Here is a 23,173-nt window from a genome sequence, read left to right on the forward strand (position 1 = left end):
GGAAGTGTGGTTCTGCTGCGATCAAACAACGGCACGGTTGAAAACTCTCGCGCAGGCGGCTCAAGCAACCGCTGGGGATTGGGGCGCGATGGGTTGGGCCATCCTGGGGTATTATGGCGAAAAAACTCTAGTGGATTGGCATTTTATGACCTTCGAGAATTCCATAGCATTTTTGGGCCCTGCGGGCACGTACTGCAACGAGGCTGCCCTCAAATTCGCCCAGCGCCTTAACATCGACGACCCCCATCTTGTTGAATGCAGCTCGTTCGACGAGGTGTTCGATTGCGTTGACGAGGGCGCCACGCGCTTCGGCGTCGTGGGGAAAGAGAATTCTCTCGAGGGGCCTGTAACGGCAACGCTTGACAATTTCGCTTTCCGCACTGACTCGGTCATCCTGGCTGAAGAGGTCATCGACGTCAACCATTGCCTGGTCGTGCATCCCGAAGCTGACCTTTCCCGCATTGTCCGCGTTGCGTCCCATCCGCAGGGCATTGCGCAATGCCGCCGTTTCCTCGCGCAGAATTTCAAGGGAGTGGCAACGCTTGCGGTGTCTTCTACGGCCGAAAGCGCTCGCATGGCCGCGCATGATCCGTCGGTGGCCGGCATCTCTAACGCCCTTGCCGCAGAGGTGCACGGGGCCCGCGTGGCGCAGCGGGCCATTCAGGATAATTCGGAGAATCAGACGGCATTCGCGCTGGTGGGCCGCATGGAGGATAGTGGGCTGCTGACCGGAACACGCTTTAAAACCACCTTGGCCCTGTTCCTGCGCGCCGACAAGCCGGGCGCGTTGCAGATGATTCTTTCGGAGTTCACTTATGCCGGCATCAACCTGACCATGCTTCAGTCGCGTCCAACGAAGCGTCAGCTCGGCGACTACATGTTCTTTGTCGAACTGGACGGCTCCATCCATGATATCGATGTTCAGACCGCCCTTGAGTGCCTGCGCCTGAAGCTTCGCGAAGTGAAAGTGCTCGGAAGCTATCCCGTCGACTAGCTAAGCGGCTTCGTTGGAAAGCGCGCTGCATTTCGCCGCGCCCCTGTTCTTGCTGCTCTGCTCGGTGGCAGTTCTGCCGCACGCCCCATTTTTGTCGCCGCCCACGCCTGCCTCGCTGCGTTCCGCGCTGGTTCGCCCCGCCGCAGTTCGCCGTCCCTCTGCGTTCCGCGCTGGTTCGCCCTGCTGCAGTTCGCCGTTCCGCTACGCGTTGGCACCCTTCCGCGGACTGTCAGCTGAGCCAAACGTCGTAAACCATACAAAAGTGCGTTCATCTCCTTTAGAGCAAGGAGGTCGGGGCAGTTTTGTATGGATTGAACGAAGATAACTGCACTTTTGTATGGTTTACGCGAGGAGCGAGAGCAAGCGCGTTCCGGGGTGGTGTCGCTGAGGCCGAGGAGGGATGGATTGGCGTTGTTGCTTGGGGCGGCCGGCTGTTGCGCAGGGCGTGTGCTCCGCGGGACCGCTACAGGGCGCGCCCGCCGGCGGGCGGTTTTTCCCGTTAGCGGTGCGCAGCGAAAACCCCCTTGTTACCAGGAGGGGAGCGCGTAACATTTTCTGGCCGCTGGTAGATGATTTGGCCGTTTGCGAGCCTTTGTAAAGCAGTTGTGTTTATCGAAAGGATAATCTAGGACCCGCATGTAAGAGAGACGAGACACCTATGAGGAGGTGTACGCATGGAAAATCAGGCAACGATGTCAGACTTCGACAGCATCCTTGCCTCGCGTGGCGTTTCCCGCCGCAGCTTCATGAAGCTGTGCGCCGGCATCGCCGCCGCAGCCGGCTTGTCCCAGCTCGCGGTCCCGCGCGTGGCACAGGCTCTGGAAGAGTCTGTTATCGGCGCGACGTCTGGCAACCTGTACCCGGTCATCTGGATCGAGGGTGCTTCCTGCACCGGTTGCACGGAGTCTTTCGCCCAGGTGGAGACCCCGGATGTCGCCTCGGTCGTGCTCGACTTGATCTCCCTGAACTACTCGGAGACCCTGTCGGCCGCCGCTGGCCACTCTGTTGAGGAGGCCAAGGCCCAGACCATCGCGGCAGGCAACTACATTCTTATCTACGAGGGTGCGGTGCTCGAGGCCTTCGACGGCAACGCCCTGCGCGTGGCCGGCGAGACCGGCATCACGGCGCTCGTGGAGGCTGCCGAGTCTGCCAACGCCGTCGTGGCCGTCGGCTCCTGTGCCGTCAACGGCGGCTGGATGGCCGCCGCCCCGAACCCGGCTCAGGCCCTTGGCGTCCAGCAGTACCTGAAGAAGGTCGGCGTGGAGACGCCGGTCGTGAACGTTCCCGGCTGCCCGGTGAACCCTGAGTGGGTCATGTCGGTGCTGGTCGACGTCGTGGTCATGAAGGACATGGACCTGCTGCTGAACCGTCTGAACGACTTCAACATGCCGGGCGACCTGTTCAACCAGACCATCCACGACAACTGCGAGCGTCGCGGACACTTCGAGAACGGCGAGTTCGTCTACGAGTTCGGCTCCAAGGAAGAGGAGATGGGCTACTGCCTGTATCCCGTCGGCTGCAAGGGCCCCCAGACCCGCTCGCTGTGCGGCGTTACCCTGTGGAACAACCGTCGCAGCTGGTGCGTCCAGTCCGGCGCCCCCTGCGTCGGCTGCTGCGAGGCCAACCCGAACAACCCGGGCGACAACTGGGTGGAAGTGAACACCCCGTTCTACAAGCGCATGCGCGATCTGCGCATCGGGCCGCTGAACCTGCAGCCCACCACCATCGCCGTGACCATCACCGGTCTTGTGGCGGCCGCCCTCGTTGTCCACGGCTTCGGCATGAAGATGTCCGGCCGCATGGACGGCGGCGCTCCCTTCGAGAAGATCCGCAAGTGGGATGCCAAGCATCCCGACCAGGAGATCGGCACCTACGCCGACCCGGTCAGCGGCGGTCCGGTTCTCGATGACGAGCTGCTCCACAAGAACGCCGATCCCCGCAAAAACGACTAAGAAGGAGGTGAGCTGACTTGACACGTTCTGTTATTGATCCCATTACCCGTATCGAGGGCCATCTCCGCGTCGAGATGGAGGTTGAAAACGGCGTGGTCGCCGACGCTTGGGTGTCCGGCGGCTGCTTCCGCGGCATGGAGCTCGTCGTGCAGAACCGCACCCCCGAGGATGCGGCCCAAATCGTCGAGCGCATCTGCGGCGTGTGCCCCATTTCGCACGCCCATGCTTCCTCTATCGCCGGCGACAAGGCCTACGGCATCACCATCTCGAACAACGCCCGTATCATCCGCAACCTGCTGGAGGGCGCTCAGTTCCTGCACAGCAACATCCTGTGGCTGTACAACCTGGCGGCTCTCGACTACGTGAACCCGCTGAACGCCCTGAAGGCCAACGTGGACGAGGCTTACGCGGTGGCCCTGGAGAACGGCCTGGCGCTGCACTCCGACCTGAACCAGCTTTACGACAAGCTGGCGGCTTTCGCGGCCAACGGACAGCTGTCCATCTTCTCGGGCAACTGGTTCGACGCCGACAACGGCGAGGCCTACAAGCTCACTCCCGAGCTCGACCTCATCCTCACCTCCCATTACCTGGAGGCCCTGAAGATGCAGGCCCGCGCTTCCGAGATGAGCGCCCTGCTCGGCGGCAAGATGCCCCACATCATGACCTCCATCCCCGGCGGCAACATGTGGGTGCCCACCGAGTCGAAGCTCGACGACCTTCTGGCCATGGCCACTGAGGTCCGCGACTGGGTCAACGACACCGTGCTCGCCGACACCGTGGCGCTCGCCGGCCCCTACGCCGAGGCGCTCACCTTCGGCAAGGGCTGCGGCCGCTACATCGCCTGGGGCGTCTTCGAGGGTCCCGATTGGCCCTACGGCGACAACTACACCGAGCAGATGCTCAACCGCTACATGCCCATGGCCGTGCTCAACGAGCAGTTCCAGGCCTCTGACGTGGTGGAGAGCTCCATCACCGAGTACATGGGCCGCTCCTGGTACAAGGGCGACGACACCTACACCTCGCCCTACTTCGTCACCGAGCCGGAGTACACCGACTACAACGTGGACGACCGCTACAGCTGGGTCAAGTGCCCCGCTTACGACGGCAAGCCCATGGAGGCCGGTTCCATGGCCCGCATCTTTGCGGCCTACGTGCGCGGCGTGCCCTTCATCAAGGAGAACGTCGACGCTGTTCTCGGCATCCTCGGCGCCCAGCCGGGCGATCTGTCCGCGTTCCAGTCCACGCTCGGCCGTACGGCCATCCGCCAGGTGGAGACGATGTACATCGCCAACCTCATGGTCGACTGGGTCAACGAGCTGGCCGAGGCCATCAAGGGCGGCGACTCCGAGTACTTCCGCGAGCCCGCCCGCCTCACCGGCGAGGGCACTGGTTTCTGGGAGGCCCCCCGCGGCGCCCTCTACCACTCCGAGAAGGTGGTCGACGGCAAGATCGAGGGCTACCAGATCATCATCCCGTCCACGTGGAATTTGGCTCCCATGAACGCCGACGGCGAGCATGGCCCGCTGGAGCAGGCGCTCATCGGCGCCCCCGTGGCCGACATCGAGAAGCCTATCAACGCCCTGCGCACGGTCCACAGCTTCGACCCCTGCACCGCCTGCGCCGTCCATGTCACGGAGCGCGAGACGGGCAAGCACTTCGAGACCGTTACCAGCCCTTGGGGGGTGAAGTAAGATGGCCCATCTCGCACACTATAAAGAGGCCCATCCGATGGTGTTCGTGGTGACCCACTGGATCAACCTCATCGCCATGATCATGCTCATCCTGTCGGGCATCATCATCCACTTCCCGGTGCTGCCCTTCCTCACGGGCATCGCCCGCGGCTGCCATCTGTTCTTCGGATTCGTGCTGTTCATCAACTGCGTGGCCCGCGTGATCATGGCCTTCTTCGTGAAGACCGCGCCCACCGGCGGCACCCGCCAGCAGGTCACCGACTTCAAGACCTGGCTGCCCCAGAAGGACAACCGCCATCAGGCCCTGGAGTGGATTAAGTACTACCTGTTCCTGAAGAAGGATCATCCGCTGGGCGCCAAGCTGGGCGTGCCGCAGAAGATCAGCTACCTGCTGATCCCGATTCTCATCGTGCTGATGTTCTGGACGGGGCTCTGCCTGTGGGGCGTGACCATGAACGTGGGCGTGTTCGCCGCGACGACGAACCTCGTGGGCGGTCTCATGTCCATGCGCATCATCCACTACTTCGGTATGTACGTGTTCATCATCTTCATGTTCATCCACATCTACCTGGCGAACGTGGAGGGCTTCGAGCCCACCAAGCTCATGTTCATCCACAAGGAGCATGGCGGACTCGTGTATGACCCCGACCTGCACAACATCGTCGGCGAGGATGCCGATTTGCACTAGCGGGTCTGCGCTCAGCGCAAGGAAACCATAGGTTTACCGTAGAGCCGGCGATCTATTCAGGTCGCCGGCTTTGCGTTAGGGTAGAATAATTGTTGCACTTAGGAACTAAACGGCCGCGCGGTCGTTGGGGGCGGCGGGGAAGAGCCGTCTTTCGTTTGGCTTTGGGAAGGGGGCTTGGCGATGAAAAACGTGCTCAAGATACTCAAGCGCGACTTGAAGCGTTTGGCCCACACGCCGCCGGCCATCGTGGTCGTGCTCGCGCTGCTGCTTCTGCCCTCGCTCTACACGTGGTACAACGTCATCGGGTTTTGGAACCCCTACGACAACACCGGCAACCTCACGGTGTGCGTGGTGAACCAGGATGCGGGCGGCAGCTCGGATATCACGGGTAGCTTGAACGTGGGCGACCGCATCGTGGACGAGCTGCACAACAACGACCAGCTGCATTGGGAATTCACCGACTACGATGCCGCCATGGACGAGCTGAAAAGCGGTCGGGCCTACGCGGCCTTCGTCATCCCCGAGAAGTTCACCTCCGATCTGCTCACCATCACCACCGGCGACTTCACCCAGCCGAATCTGGAATACTACGTGAACGAGAAATCGGGGCCGGTGGCGCCCAAGATCACCGACACCGGCGCCACCACGCTGGACGAGACCATCAATTCCACTTTTGTGGCCACGGTGAGCGATGTCGTGGTGAAGACCATCGACGAGAAGATGGACGCCAGCCGCGAGAGCGCCCGGTCGACCCAGTCGCGGGCGGCCGAGAAGGTCTCGGCGGCGGTGGACGCCACCGGCGAGGTGCGCCGCGTGCTTGCAAGCCTTGGCGAGGCCACCACGCAGGCCAAGGACAAGGCCGCTTCGGCCCGCGAGGCGCTCTCCCGTGCCAGCGAGGGCATCGATGGTGCCGATGCGTCCTTGGGCCAGCTGGGGCAGACCTCCACGGCCATGCAGAAGACTATCAGCGATTTCTCCGCCTTCGCGCTGCCGGCGGTGACGGCGGGGCTCTCCTCGCTCACCGAGGCCTCCGGCGAGGCCGCCACCGTCGCCACGCGCCTCACCTCGGCGGTGGGCCAGGCCCAGGGCGGCATCCAGGCCGCGCTCGCCCAGGGCGGCGCCGCCGTGGAGGAGAGCCGCCAGCTGGCCGCCTCCGTTCGCCAGGCCGCCGCCGACCTGCCCGCCAATTCCGAGCACCGCGCGGCCCTTGAGAAGCTCGCCGCTTCGCTGGACGAGCGCAGCCAGGCGGCTTCTAATGCCCTGGACTCGCTCGGCTCGGCCAACGACCGCGCGCAGAGTACGGCCCAGAAGCTCTCCGAGGCCGCCACCTCGCTCGATGGCGCGGTGCGCCAGGCCTCAAGCGGCATGGCCGCGTATTCCACCGGCCTGTTCGGCACCACGCTGCCCGCGGTGAACAGCGCCCTGGACGCCCTGGCCGAAACCTCCTCCGCCTTATCGAGCGCCCTTGACACCCAGCGGTTGCTCGTGTCCCAGACGGGCCTGGTCATCGACCAGCTCGATGCCACCATGGACACGGCCGCATCCACAGTCACCGAGACCGACAAGCTCTTCGCGGGCTTGGAAAGCGAGCTCGGCATCGTCTACAACGACGTGCTCGCCTTCGGCACCTCCGATGCGCTCTCCAAGCTGGTGGGGGACGAGGGGCTCGACGCCGACCGCATCGCGTCGTTTATGGCCTCGCCCACCGAGGTGGTCACCGAGCAGCTGTACCCGCTGAACGCCTACGGATCGGCCATGGCGCCTCTGTTCATGAACCTCACGTTCTGGATCGGCGCGTTCATGCTGCTCGTCATCATGCGCCAGGAGGCCGATGGCGAGGGCATCGCGAACCTCACGCTGGGCCAGCGCTACTGGGCGCGCTTCTTGCTTCTGGCCGCCATGGCCGTGGTGCAGGCGCTCATCTGCTGCGCCGGTGTGCTCGCCATCGGCGTGCAGGCCGTCTCGGCCCCGGCGCTTTTCTTCGCCGCGGCCTTGGCGTCGCTGGCCTACCTCTCCATCATCTACGCGTTCTCGGTCACGCTGCAGCACATCGGCAAGGGCATCTGCATCATCCTCGTGTTCGCCCAGATTCCCGGCGCCACGGGGCTGTACCCCATCGAGATGACCTCCGGATTCTTCCAGGCCATCTACCCGTTCTTCCCGTTTACCTACGGCATCGGCGCCATGCGCGAGGCCATCTGCGGCTTCTACGGCAACCAGTACGCCACCGACCTTTTGGTGCTCGTGCTGTTCTTCGTGCTGTTCATGGCGCTCGGCCTGCTCACGCGTCCGCTTCTGGCCAACGTGAACCGTATGGTGGCGCGCCATGTGCGCGAGGGCGGCCTGTTCAACGGCGAGGACGTCGATATCCCCGTGCGCCCCTACCGCATCTCGCAGATTCTGCGGGCGCTTTCCGACAAGGGCACCTATGCCGCGGCCCTCCAGCGGCGCTACGGGAAGTTCACCCACTGGTACCCGCGCCTCATGAAGGCCGCGCTCGTCTTGGGCATCGCGGTGCCGGTGCTGCTCGCTGTCGTCTTCGCCATGACGCCGGCCGAGAAGGTGTGGCTGCTCACGGCGTGGCTCATCTGGACCGTGGTGATTTTCGTGGCGCTCGTGGTCGTCGAGAGCCTGCGCTACAGCTTCGAGCGCCAGCTGAAGCTGGAGACGCTCTCCGATGCGAGCCTGCTGAACCTCTACGACGCCGCCGTGCAGGTGGAAAGCGCGGCGGTGCTCGACCATCGCGGCGCTGCCGAGGCCGCCGTCGCGACGGCGGGCGAGGGGAGCGACGGGGCCGCCGCCGAGGCCTTCGCGGGAGACGACGGGCGCCGCTCGGATGCATCTGACGATTCTCGGGAGGTGCGCCATGGGTAATATCCGGCGGCTCTTCTGCTTCGACATGGGCCGGCTGAAGGCCAACGTGGTCTCCATCATCATCACGGTGGGGCTCATCATCATGCCCTCGCTGTTCGCCTGGTACAACATCATCGCCTGCTGGAACGTCTTCGACAACACGGGCAACCTCACGGTGGCCGTTGCCAACACCGACGAGGGCTACCAGAGCGATCTGGTGCCCCTGCGCATCAATGTGGGCGACCAGGTGGTGTCGGCGCTGCGGGCCAACGACCAGATCGACTGGCATATCACCGACGAGGAAGACGCCGTCGACGGGGCGAAGTCGGGCCGCTACTACGCGGCCGTGGTCATTCCGAAGACGTTCAGCCGCGATATGCTCACGTTCTACACTGGCGATTCAGGCCATGCCGACATCGTCTACTACGCCAACGAGAAGAAGAGCGCCATCGCGCCGAAGATCACCGACCAGGGAGCCGATTCGGTGTCCTACCAGGTGAATGCCGTGTTTGCCGAGACGCTTTCGGAAGTGGCGCTTTCGCTGGCCGAGTCCATCTCGTCGTTTGCCGAAGACGACGATTGGGACGGTCGCATCGCGGTAGTGGCCGACCATGTGCGCGAGATGGCCGACTCCTTCGACGATGCCGCCAGCGTGCTGACGCTGTACAGCTCGCTTGCCCAGTCCTGCGAGAACCTCTCGCGCAACTCGGCGGCGCTGGCCGAGAAGGCCTCGGGCGCGCTGGATGAAACCCTGAGCGCGGCCACGACCCGTTCCGATGCGGTGCCCGCCACCGTGGGGGCGCTGCGGGATTCCGCCGACAGCCTGAAAAGCTCCCTTGCGAGCAGCACGGCGGGCTTCGAGGCGGTGTCCGATTCCATCGACGACCTGTTCGACGCCGCCTCGGCAGATAGCCAGGGCATTGCGAAGGATTTGCGCACCCAGGCCGACGCCCTCGCGTCCCACGCCAAGATGTATCGCGACGTGGCCGACGGGCTCGACGGCCTGGCCGCCTCGCTGCCCGATACGGTGCGCCCTCAGGTGAGCGCCCTTGCGGGGCGTGCGCGGTCGGTGGCCGCCCAGGCCGATTCCATGGCCGACAGCCTGCGCGGCGCCGCCGCCAAGCTGGAGCAGGGCGATGCGGACGTGGGCGCCGAGCGCGACGAGGCCAAGGCGAAGGCGGCCGAGGCGCTCGCTTCCGTCAAGGCCATCAGCGACGAGTACGAGGCCAACGTGGCTCCGGGACTCGCCTCGCTGGTCGATGAGGCCTCGTCTATGGCCGATTCGCTTTCCACGGTGACGACCAATTTGAAGGGCGTGGGAAGCGAGCTGTCCGCCTCTGCCGGCTCGGCGGCCGATGTGATGGCGGGCACGGCCGAGAAGATCGACGGTGCCACGGCCAAGCTGCGCGAGGTGTCCTCGGGGCTGCGCGAGATGGCCAAGAGCATCGACGAGGCCGTTGCCTCGGGCGACCGCGACGCTCTGCGGGCGGTGCTCGGCTCCGATGTGTCGGCGCTCTCCCGGGCCCTCGCCATGCCCGTGGGCGTCGAGCGCATTCCGGTGTTTCCCGTGGAGAACTTCGGCAGCGCCATGGCGCCCCTCTACACCACGCTCGCCCTGTTCATCGGCTCGCTGCTTATCCTCGTGGTGTTCAAGCCCAAGGTGAGCCGCCGCATTCAGGAGGCCGCGGGGCTTGTGAACGCTAAACCGCGCCAGCTGTTCTTCGGGCGCTTCGCCGTGATGGCGGTGGTGTCGCTGGCCCAGACGACGGTGATGGCCTTGGGCAATATGTTCTTCCTCGACGTGCAGGTGGCCTCGCCCGTGCTGTTCATGCTGTGCTTCTGGGGCGCGGGGCTCGTGTTCACTTTCATCATCTACGCGCTGGTGGTGTCCTTCGCCAACCTCGGCAAGGCCATCGCGGTGCTGCTGCTCATCGTGCAGGTGACCGGCTGCGGCGGTTCGTTCCCGCTGCAGATCATGCCCGATTTCGTGCAGGCCTTAAGCCCCTGGCTTCCCGCCACCCACGTGGTGAACGCCATGCGCTCGGCTATGATGGGCACCTACGGCAACGACTTCTGGGTGCAGATGGGCATGCTGTGCCTGTTCCTCGTGCCGGCCGCCCTTCTGGGGCTCGTGCTGCGCAAGCCGCTGGCCAAGTTCATGGAGTGGTACGTGGAGCAGGTGGAATCTTCCAAGCTCATCAGCTAACCGCCGCTTCGGCGCCTGGCCGCGGGCCCTGTCGCTTCCCGCGTCGCCGCCCGCCAGACCCCGCCGCCTCCCGCGCATTCGGCCACCAGACGCCGCCGCCCCGCTGCGCTCTTGCTTTCCGCGCCGCCTTGCTGACAGACCCCGCCGCTTTCCACGCCGCCGGCCTGGTGTGCGAAGATAACCGCACTTTTGTATGGATATCTCCTTGCAAACCATGCAAAAGTGCTTCTAGCTACCTGAATCGCGCCAGAAACCATACTTTTGTATGGGTAAGTGCGATTGTCGGGTAAAGTGGTTGGAAATCAGGCGACGAAGTGGTTGGAAATCGGACGACAAAGTGGTTGGAAATCGGACGACAAAGTGGTTGGAAATCGGGTGACGGAAAACAAGGAGCGAAATGGGTGTGCCGCTGACAGATGAGCAGATTGCGGAAGAGGAGAAGTTTCTCGCGGGGCTGCCCCGTCTGAACCTGGGGGCGCTGTTCTTGGCGCCCGTGTGGGGGCCGGCCCACGGGATGTGGGCGGCGTTTTTGTTCTTCGTGGCGTGGCTGTTCACCGACAACGTCATCTACGCGGCCACGGTGGAGCCCACGGTCATGAACATGGCGCTGGCGGCGCTCATGACGGCGGTGCTCGTGGGCGCCACCGTGGTGTTCGCCATTGTGGCCCAGCCCTTCGCGGCGCACCGGGCCGAGGCGCTCGGCGTGAGCCGCGAGACCTACCTGCGCCGCCAGCGCATCTGGGCGGTGGCTGGGGCGGTTGCGGCTGTGCTCGTGGTGTCGTTCGCCACCTGGTACAACTTGGAGATGCGCGCGGCGGTGGAAGCGGCCGCGAACTTGCCCGGGAGCGCCCAGTGAGCGCGGGCGTCGCGCCCGGTGGCGTGCCGGAGCGCGAGAGGACCGCGGCGGTCGGCGAGGGGGCTGCGGCGGTTGGCGAGGTGCCGGCTGCCGGGCCGCTTGCCGGTGCCGCGTCTGCTCCCGCGCCTGTTTCCGCGTCCAGTGCAGGTGGTGCCGTGCCCTTCGACTTCCCCGAGCCCGACCCCTCGCGCCGGGCGGCGGTCTTTTTCGTGGGCAACCGCCTTATGATGGACGACGGCGTGGCCCCGGCGGCCTTGGACGCGCTGCTCGAGACCTACGATGTGCCCGACAACGTGCAGCTGATGGATGTGGGCTGCATGGCGCTCGACATGCTCGGCTACGTGGACCGGTGCGACCTCATCCTCACGGTGGACGCCGTGGACGGCACGGGGGACGCTCCGGGCACGGTGTACCGCTTCGAGCCCGACGCCATGGCCCGCCACGCGGGGCCGGAGGCGTCGCTGCACGATCTAAAGCTCGTGGATCTGTTCGACGCCGCCTCGCTCATGGGGTATACGACCGAGGGCTTCTGCTTGGGTATGCAGGTGGGCAACCCGTCGCCCTCGGAGTTCTGCATGGGGCTCACCCCGGAATGCGAGGCCGCGCTGCCCCTGCTCGTGGAAACCGTGGTCGCCGAGCTCGCTCGCCGCGGCTTTCCCCTCACTCGCAAGGCCTAACGGGACACCTTACCCGGTAAACTGTCCCAGTTTCCGGTTTGTGGAGCGCGCCGCTAGGCCCATTGGCCGCGGGTAGGGCACAGATCGCCTACGATGCAGTCGGCGCAGCGGGGGTTGCGGGCGCGGCAGAACTCGCGGCCGAAGTGCACCCACTGGTGGTTGATGAACAGCCACTGGGGCTGCGGGTACACCTTCAGCAGGATGTCCTCCACCTTCTGGGGCGTGTCAGCCGAAGGGCCGGCCAGCTTCAGTCGGTGCGCGATGCGGAACACGTGGGTGTCCACCGCGATGCCCTGGGGGTCTTTGAAGGCCTCGCACATCACGCAGTTCGCCGTCTTGCGGCCCACGCCGGGCAGCTTCTGCAGCGCGTCCACGTCGGCTGGGATCTCGCCGCCGAAATCGGCCACCACCATCTGGGCGAGGGCCACGAGGTTTCTCGCCTTGGAACGGAAGAACCCGAGCGAGCGGATGATTTCCGCCACCTCGTCGGGAGAGGCCGCCGCCAGAGCCGCCGGGGTGGGGTAGGCCGCAAACAGCGCCGGGGTGGTCTTGTTCACGGCGGCGTCGGTGCATTGGGCCGACAGCACCACGGCCACGGTGAGCTCGAAGGGAGTCGTGTAGTCCAGCGACGCCTCGCCCGGTCCGTAGTGGGCGAACATGCGCTCCTCGATGGCGGCCGCGCGCTCCTTCTTGCTCGCGAGAGATTCCCGTGCCATGGCTGCTCCTTGTTGTTTACGCGCCGTTGGGCGCGGGGCGTTTTGCTTGCGCTAAACTTATACCAAATCCGCGCCGCCTCGCAAGGCGGCTTTTGCCGTTTGTCATCCATTGACCAAAAGGGGTCTGCCGTGCTCATCGATTCGCTTGCCTTCACGCTGGAAAAATCCGGCTGCCTAGACGCATTCTGGGGGAAGCTCGACGCGGGCGTCGACGCCACGCTGGGCGTGGCGGCGTCGGCGCGGCCCTTCCTCGTGGCGGCGCGGTTCGCTCATGCGCCCCAGGCGACGCTCGTGGTGGTGGCCGGCGAGGATGCGGCGGTGGCCTTCGCCCGCCAGGTGGCGGCCTTTTTGGGGGAGGAGCGCGTGCTGCGCTTCCCCGAGCGCGCCGACGTTCCCTTCGCGCCCAGAAAGCCCGATGCCCGCGTGATCGCGCGGCGCATGGAGGCGGCCTGGGCGCTTCAGTCGGGCCGCTCCGTCGTGGTGGTGGCGAGCGCCCGGGCGCTTCTGCGCCTCATGGCACCCCCGGCAGTCATGGCGGCGCGCCCGCTTTCGCTTTCCGCTGGCACCGAGCTGGAGGATATGGGCATTCCCGGCGTGGCCGAGCTGGATGATCTGCCTCGGGCGCTCGCGGCGGCCGGCTACGCCGACACCGGCGAGCTGGACGGCCCGGGCACCTTCGCGCACCGCGGCGGCACGCTGGACGTGTTCCCCGGCAACTTGGACTTCCCGGTGCGCCTCGACTTCTTCGGCGACGAGCTGGAGGAGATCCGCCGCATCGTGCCGGCCACGGGGCAGACCATCTCCTCGCTGCCGGCGGTGGAGATATACCCGGTCTCGGAGTTTCCCACTTCGCCCCGGGCGCTGGCCGATGCGCGGCGCGCCCTGGAGAAGCCGGCGCTCACGAACCCGGCTCTGCGCGACGTGCTGGAGAAGATGGAGGGCGGCCTTACCTTCGAGGGGGCCGATGTGATTCTGCCCTACTTGTACAAGCAGCCGGTGACGCTGGGGGCCTACGCGGGGGCGGGCACGCTCACCGCGCTCATCGAGCCGCGCTCGCTCTTCGATGACGCAGCGCACGCGGCTGAGGACTTGTCCGAGCGCGCCCGAGGCACGAACATCGCGCTGGCGGGCCTGTACGCGGCCCCGGCGGCCATGGACTTCGGCGGCGAGGCGCGCGCCACCTACGTGTCCATCATGCGGGTGGGCGGCGAGATAGACGACGAGCTGCCGGTGAAGCGCGTGGACGTGGCCGGCGTGCCCGACAAGATATTCGGGAAGCTGAAGAGCCTCACGACCGACCGCTACACGGTGGTGTTCAGCGCCCCGAACTACCGCGCGCGGGAGACCATGCGCCACGCCTTCGTGGACCACGGCATCCCCATCCAGATTGTGCGTCCGGAGAATCTCGACAATGGCAATAGTGCGGCGGCGGTTGGGCGGGGCGTCCCGCGCGCAGATTCCGCAGACTCGGAAACTGCGGATTTCGCCGTTGCTGACGCAACGACGAATGAGCCGACGCTGCGGGGCTCTGATGCATCTGATAAACATCCTTGTGCAGGACTCGGCGTTGGCCAAAGCCAACTTGGTCCCGCGGCGGGCGTTTCTCAGACGCATCAGAGCCCCTCGCTGACGTTGTCCGACCAGCGTGTGGATGAAAACGATTATGAGGAAAAGGCGGCCAAGCGGCGCCTGCGGCGGGGCGTGGTGAACATCGTGGACAACGACATCCCGCTCGGCATGATTATCCCCAAGGCGCATCTGGCCCTCGTGAGCGCGGCCGACACCCAGGGCTCGCGGGCCGCCAGCCGCGCGGCGCGCGTATCGGTGGACGTCACCGAGGTCACCTTTCCCTTCAAGCCCGGCGACTACGTGGTGCACGCCGCCCACGGCATCGCGTTTTTCCGCGATCTGGTGCGCCGCGAGGTGGACGGCACCGAGCGCGACTACCTGCAGCTGGAATACGCCGAGGGCGACAAGCTCTTCGTGCCCGTGGAGCAGCTCGACCGCGTCACGCGCTACGTGGGGCCGGAAGGCGCGAGTCCCCGCCTTACGCGTCTGAACACGAGCGACTGGTCCCGCGCGCTTGCGAAGGCCCGCAAGGCCACCAAGAAGCTCGCCTTCGACCTGGTGGACGTGTACGCGCGCCGGGCGGCCACCCAGGGCTTCCGCTTCAGCCCCGATACCCCCTGGCAGCGCGAGATGGAGGAGGCCTTCCCGTACCAGGAGACTCGCGACCAGCTGGCCGCCATCGCCGATGTGAAGGCCGACATGGAATCGGCCCGGCCCATGGATCGCCTCATCTGCGGAGACGTGGGCTTCGGCAAGACCGAGGTGGCCCTGCGCGCCGCGTTCAAGGCCACTCAGGACGGCAAGCAGGTGATGGTGCTGTGTCCCACCACCATTCTGGCCCAGCAGCACTACACCTCCTTCAAGGACCGCTTCGAGCCCTTCGGTGTGACCGTGGAGGTGCTCTCGCGCTTCCGCACGAACGAGCAGCAGGCGCGGGCGCTCGAGGGCTTCGCGTCGGGCGACGTGCAGGTGCTCGTGGGCACCCACCGTCTGCTGTCGCGCGATGTGAACCCGCACGATCTGGGGCTCGTCATCATCGACGAGGAGCAGCGCTTCGGCGTGCAGCACAAGGAGCAGCTGAAGAACCTGCGCGAGTCCATCGATGTGCTGACGCTGTCGGCCACGCCCATCCCGCGCACCATGCAGATGTCGCTGTCGGGCGTGCGCGACATGTCGCTCATCCTCACGCCGCCCGACGAGCGGCGCCCGGTGGAGGTGCACGTGGGGGAGTGGGACCCCGATGTGGTGTCGGCGGCCATCCGCTACGAGCTGGCGCGCGGCGGCCAGGTGTACTACGTGAGCAACCGCGTGCGCTCCATCGACGAGGCGGTGGACCGCGTGCACGCCGCGGCCGGCGAGGCGCGGGTGGGCGTGGCCCACGGGCAGATGACCAAAGAGGAGCTGGAACGCGTGATGGAGGAGTTCGCCGCCGGCGAGCTGGACGTGCTCGTGGCCACCACCATCATCGAGAGCGGCATCGACAACCCGCACACCAACACGCTCATTATCGAGGACGCCCAGCGCTTGGGCCTCGCGCAGATGTACCAGCTGAAGGGCCGCGTGGGCCGCTCGTCGGTGCAGGCCTTCGCCTACTTCATGTTTCCCGAGAACGTGCCCTTGACCGAGGAGGCCGCCGCGCGCCTGACGGCCATCAACGAACACCAGGACCTGGGCAGCGGCATGCGCATCGCCATGCGCGACTTGGAGATTCGCGGCGCGGGCAGCATGCTGGGCGCCGAGCAGTCGGGCAACATGTCGGCCGTGGGCTTCGACCTGTTCGCCCAGATGCTGTCCCAGGCAGTGAACGACACGCGCGAGAAGGGCGAGGCCACAGGTGAGCTGCCCCCGGCGCTGTCGGACATCACCGTGAACATCCCGGGCCATGCCTACCTGCCCGAGGAGTACATCCCCGACGCCGACGCGCGCGTGCTGTGGTACCGCAAGCTGGCCGCGGTGGCCACGGTGGAGGCGGTGGCGGCCCTGCGCGAGGAGATGGAGGCGAAGGCGCCTAAGATGCCGCCGGCCGCGGCGAACCTGTTCGCGCGGGCGCACCTGAAGGCCTTCGCCAACGAGCACGGCATCAAGCTGATCTCGGTGGTGGCGGGGCGTCTGGTGGTGGAGCCCATTGATGTGCCCGACGCCAAGATGAAGCCGCTGCGCCGCGCCGGCGGCCGCTACAATCCCGACAAGCGCAAGCTGGCGCTGCCGCTGCGCTACTTCAACCTGGAGGAGCAGGACAACCTCATGGGCCCCATCGCGGGCTTTCTGGCCGAGCTCACCGGCGACGACCGCGCCGAGGAGGGCGAGGGGGAGACCGCGGAGAGGACCGCGCCAGGCGGTGCGGGCGCGGGTGTCGCGGGAGGCCCCGGTGCCGCGGCGGGCGATGGCGAGGGCGCGACCAGCGGAACTGCGAGTGCTGCGACCGCTCGCACGGCTGCCGGCAAGGGTGCTCGCGCTGGGACTGCCACAGGCGGCAGCGCGACGTCCGTCCGCGCGGCGGGCGCGGCCTCCGCATCGCCGCGCGGCGATGCTTCCGCAGGCGGCTCGTCCCCGTCCGCCGCGCGCGGTGGCAAGCTCACGGCTCGCGGCGAGCGCCGGGCAAGCAACCTCGCCAAGGGCGATGCGGCCCGCGACCGCCTGGCCGCCAAGCGCGCCGCCCGCGCCGCCAAGCGCCAGGGGGAGTAGCTCTGGCCAAGCGGGCGCCCGTGGTGACAAGCTCCCGCGCGTGGCCTATGATATCGGGACGCAGGGTACGCAGGTAAGTTCAGAGGAGGGCTGCCCTTATGGGCCCATCGGGACGTTTTTGGCGCGGTGTTGTCTTCGCGCTCGCGGGGGCGACGCTGTGGGGCTTCTCGGGCGCGTGCATTCAGTTTCTCGCCGAGAACTGCGACATTAGCTCCGCTTTCATTTCGGCCGTGCGCGCCGCGGTGGCGGCCGTGCTGTTCGCCGCCTTCGCGCTGGCGACCCGCCGCGAGGCGCTGCTGTCGCTGGTGGGCAGCGCTGCCGCGCGCCCGACGCTCGTCCTGTTCGGCGTGGGGCTCTACTTGTCCCAGATCACCTATGCCGTGTCCGTGGCCCTCACCAACGCCGGCACGGCCACGGTGCTCCAGGCCACCTGCACCGTGTTCGTCATGCTCTTCACCTGCCTGAGGGCGAGACGCCTGCCGCAGTTGACCGATTTCGCCGGCCTCGTCTGCGCGCTGGTCGCAGCAGCGCTCATCGCCACCCAGGGCGATTGGGGCGTTATCGTACTGCCCGTGGCCGGCCTGGTGTGGGGCATCGCCAACGCACTTTCCGAGGCGCTTTACATCATGGCGCCCCAGCGGCTCTACGATCACTGGGATCGCTTGGCCATCATCGCCTGCGGCATGGTCATCGGAGGCGTGGCCAGCCTGCTGGTTTGGCTGGCAGGCGAGGGCGTGGTGGCCCTGCTCGCCACCGATGCCGGCCCCGCGCAGGCCGCTTCCGCCGCGGGCGCTGGCGGCTCCGCGGCCTCCGTTTCGGCCGCGGTCGTCCCGACCCTGCTCGCCGACATCTTCGGCTCGGGCGGCGGCTTCATCCCGCAGCTCGATGCGGTCGGCTGGATCGTCCTTGTCGGTGGCGTGGGCGTGCTCGGCACGTTTACCGCCTTCGGCCTGTTCCTCTACGGCGTGTCGCTCGTAGGCTCGGTCAAGGGCAGCCTGCTCGGCGTGGCCGAGCCCGCCGGCGCCATGGTCATCGCCGCACTCTGGCTCCAGACGCCGTTTTCCGCCGCCGACTGGACCGGCCTTCTCCTCATGGCCGCCATGATTGTCCTCGTCTCGCTTTCCGGACGGTCGTCGAAAGACCAAAGGGCAGGTACTCCCCGAGGGGAAGCGATCGGGTGAGCGCTGGCGCCACCCTGAGGGTGCCTCACTTTTCGATTCACCGTTTGTTTCGGGCCTGATAGCTCATGGCACACTCGGAGGGCGGCTGCATTAGCGCGCTCGTTTGAAAAAAATGGCCCCAAAACACTTCGAGTGAATTGTTTTGACTTCCCAAAACGTGAACGGGCACGAAAAAGAGGCAATAATTGCCCCTCAATCCCCCGATTGAAGCATTTCTGACGCTCTTTTGGTCGCTCCAGAACTCGCGCGCAGTTCACTCGACCTCTTTTGGGGCCAGTCTTTTTCTGCGAGCGTCGCATCAATATGGATTGAGCTGCATAAGCGCCCTATGCAGCTCGCGTTTTTTTCGCTCGTGCTCTTTTGCGCGTATCCGTCTTCTTTTGCCCATGAGCCTTGCGAGGGTTATCGCCACTCGATCCATCTCTCCGATATGCTTGAGCTGGTCGTTGGTGATAGCTACGACCTGATATCCTGCTGCCTGTAGGAGGGTGCGTCTTTTAGCGTCGCGCTCAAGCTTCTCGGCGCTCGAGTGGTACTGGCCGCTGTCGTACTCAACGGCGATGCGCTTGCCCTCCCAAGAAATGTCCGCGAAGCGCAAATCGTGCTTCCATTGAGCCGAAGTGAGCGAACTGACATTTATTGGCTTGTTGAGAATTGTCCCCTCGAACCCGTAGCCTCCGTATCTGCGGGGGAGTCCCAGCAACAGGGCGAGTTGCGTTTCTCGCGGTGAGGCGGATTTCGGACAAAGGTAGCGCAAGTTGCGAAGAGCTCTCTGCCGATGGCGGACGCCGGGGAGTCTATCGAGGTAGCGTTTCAGCTTTCCGGGCGTCGTGCAGGCAGGGAGGCTAAACTCGATGGCGTCGCTTCCTCTCCAGCTGTAGTGGCCGCAGAGCTCGAAGCCGAGGGCGATGCATTCAAGGTCGGATAAATAGCTGTGCATCTGCAAGAACAAAAGCTCGGGAGACGGAACGAGAAGCGGCCCATCGAACTCCATGAACGAGCGAGCGGGAAAGGGGCCGCTGAAAACGGTGCACGAAACCCCCTCTATGAGACGGCGGTCGCGGGGTCTGCGCACTGCGAAGTGGACGCACTCGTTGTCGGATATACCGAAAGTCGAGCGCACGTATTGCGCCGCCTCGCGGGTCGGGGGCTCAAGCATTGGCGAGTCCGCCTTGCTGTTTGTGATCCAAAAGCGGCGCTCGCATCTGAGGTATCGAAGCGCTTGCCGCGCCGTTGGCCCCGCCAGCATGAATCCCATAATGTCCTCCTCGCGTCCGGTGGTGGAGGCGCGCATCTTAGCAACCGCAATTCTCAAATGTGTCTCCGGGGAGTCGCATCGCGGTCGCAAAACGCTTTGAGCTGGGCAAATGAAACGGTGAGAGCTGGCGTCTACTCGATTTCTCCATAGGGGCTGCCTCGCTTTTCGCTGCCTTCGTCTACGGGAGCGCCCCTCGCTGCGCATCGCCTGGGTGGCGCGCGGGCGCTGCGAGGGGCGCGTGGAGGGTTGCGTCGCTCTAAGATGAAACGCCTGTGTAACCGTCGAGGGGCGGCCAGGGGGCTGGGGCGCGCGATGGTATACTGGACGGCGACTGTGCAAGACCCATCCAAGACCTTTGAGGAACATTCATGAGCAATCAAGACAAGCCTGTACGCGTTCGCTTCGCTCCGTCTCCCACCGGCATGCTGCATATCGGCGGCGCCCGCACTGCTATCTACAACTGGGCCTTCGCCCGCGCCACGGGCGGCACCTTCGTGCTGCGCATCGAGGACACCGATCCCGAACGCTCCACCGAGGAAAACACCCAGATCATTCTGCGCGCCCTGCGATGGCTGGGGCTTGATTGGGACGAGGGCCCCGAGGTGGGCGGCTCCTGCGGCCCCTACTTCCAAACCCAGCGCACGGAAACCTACGAGGCGGCGCTCGAGAAGCTCATCGAGGCCGGTGCGGCTTATCCGTGCTTCTGCTCCAAGGAGACGCTCGACGCCAAGCGCGAGGCGGCTGAGAAGACCGAGGGCGGGTATGCCGGCTACGACCGCACCTGCCGCTCTATCCCCGCTGAGGAAGCCGCTGCGCGCATCGCGGCCGGCGAGCCCCACGTGTGGCGTCTCAAGGTGCCCGAGGACCACGGTCCGGTCACCTTCCAGGATGCCGTCTACGGCGACATGAGCTTCCCCATCGACGTGATGGACGACATGATTCTGCGCCGCACCGACGGCACCTTCACCTACAACTACGCGGTCGTCTGCGATGACGTGAACATGGGCATCACCCACGTTATCCGCGGCGACGACCACCTCTCCAACACGCCGCGCCAGGTGCTCGTCTACGAGGCGCTCGGCGCCGAGGTGCCGCTGTTCGCGCATCTGTCCATGATCTTGGGCGCCGACGGCAAGAAGCTCTCGAAGCGCCATGGTGCCACCAACGTGGAAGAGTACCGCGACCGCGGCTATCTGCCCGATGCGCTCGTGAACTTCCTCGCGCTGCTCGGCTGGTCGCTCGACGGCGAGACCACCATCATCCCGCCGGCGGAGCTGTGCCAGCATTTCTCGCTCGACCGCATCACCAAGAAGCACTCCATCTTCGACGAGAAGAAGCTCGACTGGATGAACGGCGTGTACATCCGCGAGATGGGCGCGCCGGCCTGGGTGGACGTCGCCAAGCCGTGGCTTGCCCAGGCGAACCTCGACGGCTCGAACGTGGCCGATGGCGTCACGGTGGTGCCGACGCCCACCAAGGAAGAGGCCGCTGCGGCCGCCGCTGAGCTGCGCGTGCCCGGCGAGGGCGTGGACGCCGACACCTGGGAGGCGTGCCTGGCCGACGTGGACGATGACCACGAGTTCTACGAGGCCATGTACCCGCTTGTGGCCGAGCGCCTGGCGCGCCTGGACGAGATTCCGGCCAAGCTGGCGTTTCTGTTCTGGGGCGACTCGGTGGTGCTCGATGAGAAGAGCGTGCAGAAGGTGCTGCTGAAGGAAGGCGCCCGCGCCGACGAGGCGTTGGCCATCTGCCGCGCCATTCTGGCCAACGACGAGAACCCGTGGGACGCCGAGGCTTTGGAAGAGCTCTGCCGCGCCGCCGGCGAGGAGGCGGGCCTCAAGCCTAAGCTGCTATTCCAGCCCTTGCGCGTGGCCGTGTGCGGCAACATGGTCTCGCCGCCGCTGTTCGAGGCCATGATGCTCATGGATCCCGCCGACATCGTCGCCCGTATCGACGGTGTAGCCCAGAAGGTATTCAACTAGAAAGGTCGAAGACCATGGACGAGAATAACAACTTGAACGCAGCTCCCGTCCCGGAGGGCGGCGAGCCTCAGCAGCCCCAGCAGCCCGGCCTGCCCGTGGAGGCGCCTGCCGAGGCAATCGCGCAACCTCCTGCGGAAGCTCCCGCGGTGGAAAACCCCTTCGCGGGGTTCACGCCGCCCGCTGCCGAGCCCGCGACCCAGCCCGCAGCTCAGCCTTATGCGGCACCGGCTGCCCAGCCCGCCACGCCTTACACGGCACCGAGCGCGCAGGGCGCAGAAGCTCCGGCCGCTCGTTCGACCGAGCCGTACTATGCGGCCCCCGCTGCCGCTCAGCAGCCGGCCCAGCCCTACGGCTACGAGGGGTACCAGCCGACGGCCTCCTTCGGGCAGGCTCCGGCCGATTCCTATCAGCAGGCCGGCTACCAGCAGAGTGCCTATCAGCCCTATGGCGCGGCCCAGCAGCCGCCGGTGCCGCCGACGCCCCCGGTTCAGAACGTGTACCCGGGCTACGAGCCGCCCAGTGCCAACCAGAAGCGCCGTTGGCCCTGGTTCCTCCTTGGCCTGGCCTTAGGCCTGGTTATCGGCATGGGCGGGTGCGCAAGCTGCGTGGGGATCATGGCTCTTGCCGACTACGACGACTACGATACCTACGACTACACCAACGACTCGTATCGTTACGATTACGACAACGACTACGACTACGACAGCCCCTACCACACCTGGCCGCCCGAGGACAGCTACGGTTTGCAGGACGGAGCCGATTCCGATGACGCCGCCGGCCTTTTCACCTACGATGAGGTCCTGGCGGTCTTCGAACCCGAGGGCATCGAGCCCGGCGAGCCCGGCGAGGGCAACGTTTGCGCCAAGGGCATCTACACCGTGGGTCCCGAGGGCCAGATTCCCGCGGGCCTCTATTATCTGGAAGGCTCCAACGAGAAGCTCTCCCATTACTATCTCTTCGATGGCGAGGGCGGCCGCTACAACGTGGACGACTCGGTGCAGTACTTCGGCAACTACTACGCCGATTTGGACGAGGGCGACCTCATCGTGTTCGATCCGGGCGAGGACGTGGTCATGCATCCCGCCTCTCCCACCTCGACGAACCCCACTGCGCCCTACAACAACGGCTGCTATCGCGTGGGAATCGACATCCCTGCGGGCAGCTACACCATCACGGCCTATACCGTGGGGGAGGGCGAGACCGATGAGGATTCTGCGGCTTACGTGATGAAGGACCTCGATTTCGATGAGGACTCCATTGTTGACACCCAGTACGTCATCCCCGGCGGCAAGCAGGTGGTCACGGTGACCGACGGGCAGTACCTCGAGCTTTTCGCCGCCACGGCCACTCCGGTTGCCCAGGGCTAGGAACAGAACGACTCAACAGGGCGCTTCCGAGCGCCCTTCTTTTTCCCTGAGAGAAAGGGGCGCCTTATGGCCCAGCAGTTGTGTGATTATCCCACGCTTGACGAGCTGAACGATTTCTTCGGCCACGATCGCTTTGCGGCCCATATCGGCTGCACCATCGTGGAGGGGTCGGTGGGCCACGGCGTGGCGGAGCTTGTCATCGAGGACCACCATCGCAACGCGCTGGGCATCGTCATGGGCGGCGCCATCTTCACGCTGGCCGACTTCGCCTTGGCGCTCGCGAGCAACATCGGCGTGGAGCCGAGCGTCTCCATCAACAGCTCCATCGACTACTATGCGGCGTCGAAGGGCACCAAGCTCATCGCCACCTGCAACGTGGACAAGGGCGGACGGCGCCTGGGGTTCTACACCACCGACATCACCGACGATACGGGCAAGCGCATAGCCCGCATGACCACCACGGTCTTCCGCAACGCCGAGTAAGTGAAAAGGGCCCCA

The 23,173-nt window shown here is 65.6% G+C and carries 15 protein-coding genes; 13 read left to right on the top strand and 2 right to left on the bottom strand.

Annotated elements, in window-relative coordinates; translation table 11 throughout:
• The first annotated feature begins 4 nt into the window (after positions 1–4).
• The 8 genes from pheA to VJ923_RS03885 all read left to right on the top strand — a co-directional run bounded on the left by pheA (position 5) and on the right by VJ923_RS03885 (position 11,917).
• Positions 5–994: a prephenate dehydratase gene (gene pheA / locus VJ923_RS03850; protein WP_326438742.1), complete on the top strand. Its 990-nt coding sequence runs from the start codon at positions 5–7 to the stop codon at positions 992–994.
• Positions 995–1,668: 674 nt separating this feature from the next.
• Complete coding sequence (locus VJ923_RS03855; RefSeq protein WP_326438744.1) at positions 1,669–2,946, top strand: hydrogenase small subunit; 1,278 nt, start codon at positions 1,669–1,671, stop codon at positions 2,944–2,946.
• Between the two features lie 17 nt (positions 2,947–2,963).
• A complete protein-coding gene (locus VJ923_RS03860) occupies positions 2,964–4,637 on the top strand; it encodes a nickel-dependent hydrogenase large subunit (RefSeq protein ID WP_326438746.1) in 1,674 nt (557 codons plus the stop codon).
• Between the two features lies 1 nt (position 4,638).
• A complete protein-coding gene (locus tag VJ923_RS03865) occupies positions 4,639–5,325 on the top strand; it encodes a cytochrome b/b6 domain-containing protein (protein ID WP_326438748.1) in 687 nt (228 codons plus the stop codon).
• Between the two features lie 180 nt (positions 5,326–5,505).
• Positions 5,506–8,199 (top strand): YhgE/Pip domain-containing protein, encoded by a 2,694-nt coding sequence (locus VJ923_RS03870; RefSeq protein ID WP_326438750.1) that lies wholly within the window; start codon positions 5,506–5,508, stop codon positions 8,197–8,199.
• Positions 8,192–10,384 carry a YhgE/Pip domain-containing protein gene (locus tag VJ923_RS03875; RefSeq protein ID WP_326438752.1) on the top strand — a complete coding sequence of 731 codons (2,193 nt, stop codon included), beginning with the start codon at positions 8,192–8,194 and terminating at the stop codon, positions 10,382–10,384. The genes VJ923_RS03870 and VJ923_RS03875 overlap by 8 nt, the downstream gene beginning before the upstream one ends.
• Positions 10,385–10,787: 403 nt before the next feature.
• The gene (locus VJ923_RS03880) at positions 10,788–11,240 is read left to right on the top strand and encodes a viscotoxin-A3 (RefSeq protein ID WP_326438754.1); all 453 of its coding nucleotides are present in this window, start codon (positions 10,788–10,790) and stop codon (positions 11,238–11,240) included.
• On the top strand, positions 11,237–11,917 hold the full coding sequence (locus VJ923_RS03885; protein WP_326438756.1) for a hydrogenase maturation protease: 681 nt from the start codon (positions 11,237–11,239) through the stop codon (positions 11,915–11,917). The genes VJ923_RS03880 and VJ923_RS03885 overlap by 4 nt, the downstream gene beginning before the upstream one ends.
• A 53-nt stretch (positions 11,918–11,970) precedes the next feature.
• On the opposite strand, the gene nth is transcribed toward VJ923_RS03885, so the two are convergent.
• Positions 11,971–12,633, bottom strand: a complete 663-nt coding sequence (gene nth / locus VJ923_RS03890; protein ID WP_326438757.1) for an endonuclease III — start codon at positions 12,631–12,633, stop codon at positions 11,971–11,973.
• Between the two features lie 129 nt (positions 12,634–12,762).
• On the opposite strand from nth, the gene mfd reads away from it, so the two are divergent.
• Complete coding sequence (gene mfd, locus VJ923_RS03895) at positions 12,763–16,887, top strand: transcription-repair coupling factor (protein ID WP_326438759.1); 4,125 nt, start codon at positions 12,763–12,765, stop codon at positions 16,885–16,887.
• A 98-nt stretch (positions 16,888–16,985) separates the two neighbouring features.
• Positions 16,986–18,068, top strand: a complete 1,083-nt coding sequence (locus VJ923_RS03900) for a DMT family transporter (protein WP_326438761.1) — start codon at positions 16,986–16,988, stop codon at positions 18,066–18,068.
• Between the two features lie 298 nt (positions 18,069–18,366).
• On the opposite strand, the gene VJ923_RS03905 is transcribed toward VJ923_RS03900, so the two are convergent.
• Positions 18,367–19,326: a DUF559 domain-containing protein gene (locus VJ923_RS03905; protein ID WP_326438763.1), complete on the bottom strand. Its 960-nt coding sequence runs from the start codon at positions 19,324–19,326 to the stop codon at positions 18,367–18,369.
• 368 nt (positions 19,327–19,694) lie between these two features.
• Between VJ923_RS03905 and gltX the strand changes: the two genes are divergently transcribed.
• The 3 genes from gltX to VJ923_RS03920 all read left to right on the top strand — a co-directional run bounded on the left by gltX (position 19,695) and on the right by VJ923_RS03920 (position 23,158).
• Positions 19,695–21,308, top strand: a complete 1,614-nt coding sequence (gene gltX / locus VJ923_RS03910) for a glutamate--tRNA ligase (RefSeq protein ID WP_326438765.1) — start codon at positions 19,695–19,697, stop codon at positions 21,306–21,308.
• Between the two features lie 14 nt (positions 21,309–21,322).
• A complete protein-coding gene (locus VJ923_RS03915) occupies positions 21,323–22,675 on the top strand; it encodes a hypothetical protein (protein ID WP_326438767.1) in 1,353 nt (450 codons plus the stop codon).
• A gap of 66 nt (positions 22,676–22,741) precedes the next feature.
• Positions 22,742–23,158, top strand: coding sequence for a PaaI family thioesterase (locus VJ923_RS03920; RefSeq protein ID WP_326438768.1), 417 nt, complete (start codon positions 22,742–22,744; stop codon positions 23,156–23,158).
• The last annotated feature ends 15 nt before the right edge of the window (positions 23,159–23,173 follow it).

Origin of the sequence: Adlercreutzia shanghongiae (genome assembly GCF_035830635.1) — a bacterium.
Lineage (GTDB): Bacteria > Actinomycetota > Coriobacteriia > Coriobacteriales > Eggerthellaceae > Adlercreutzia > Adlercreutzia shanghongiae.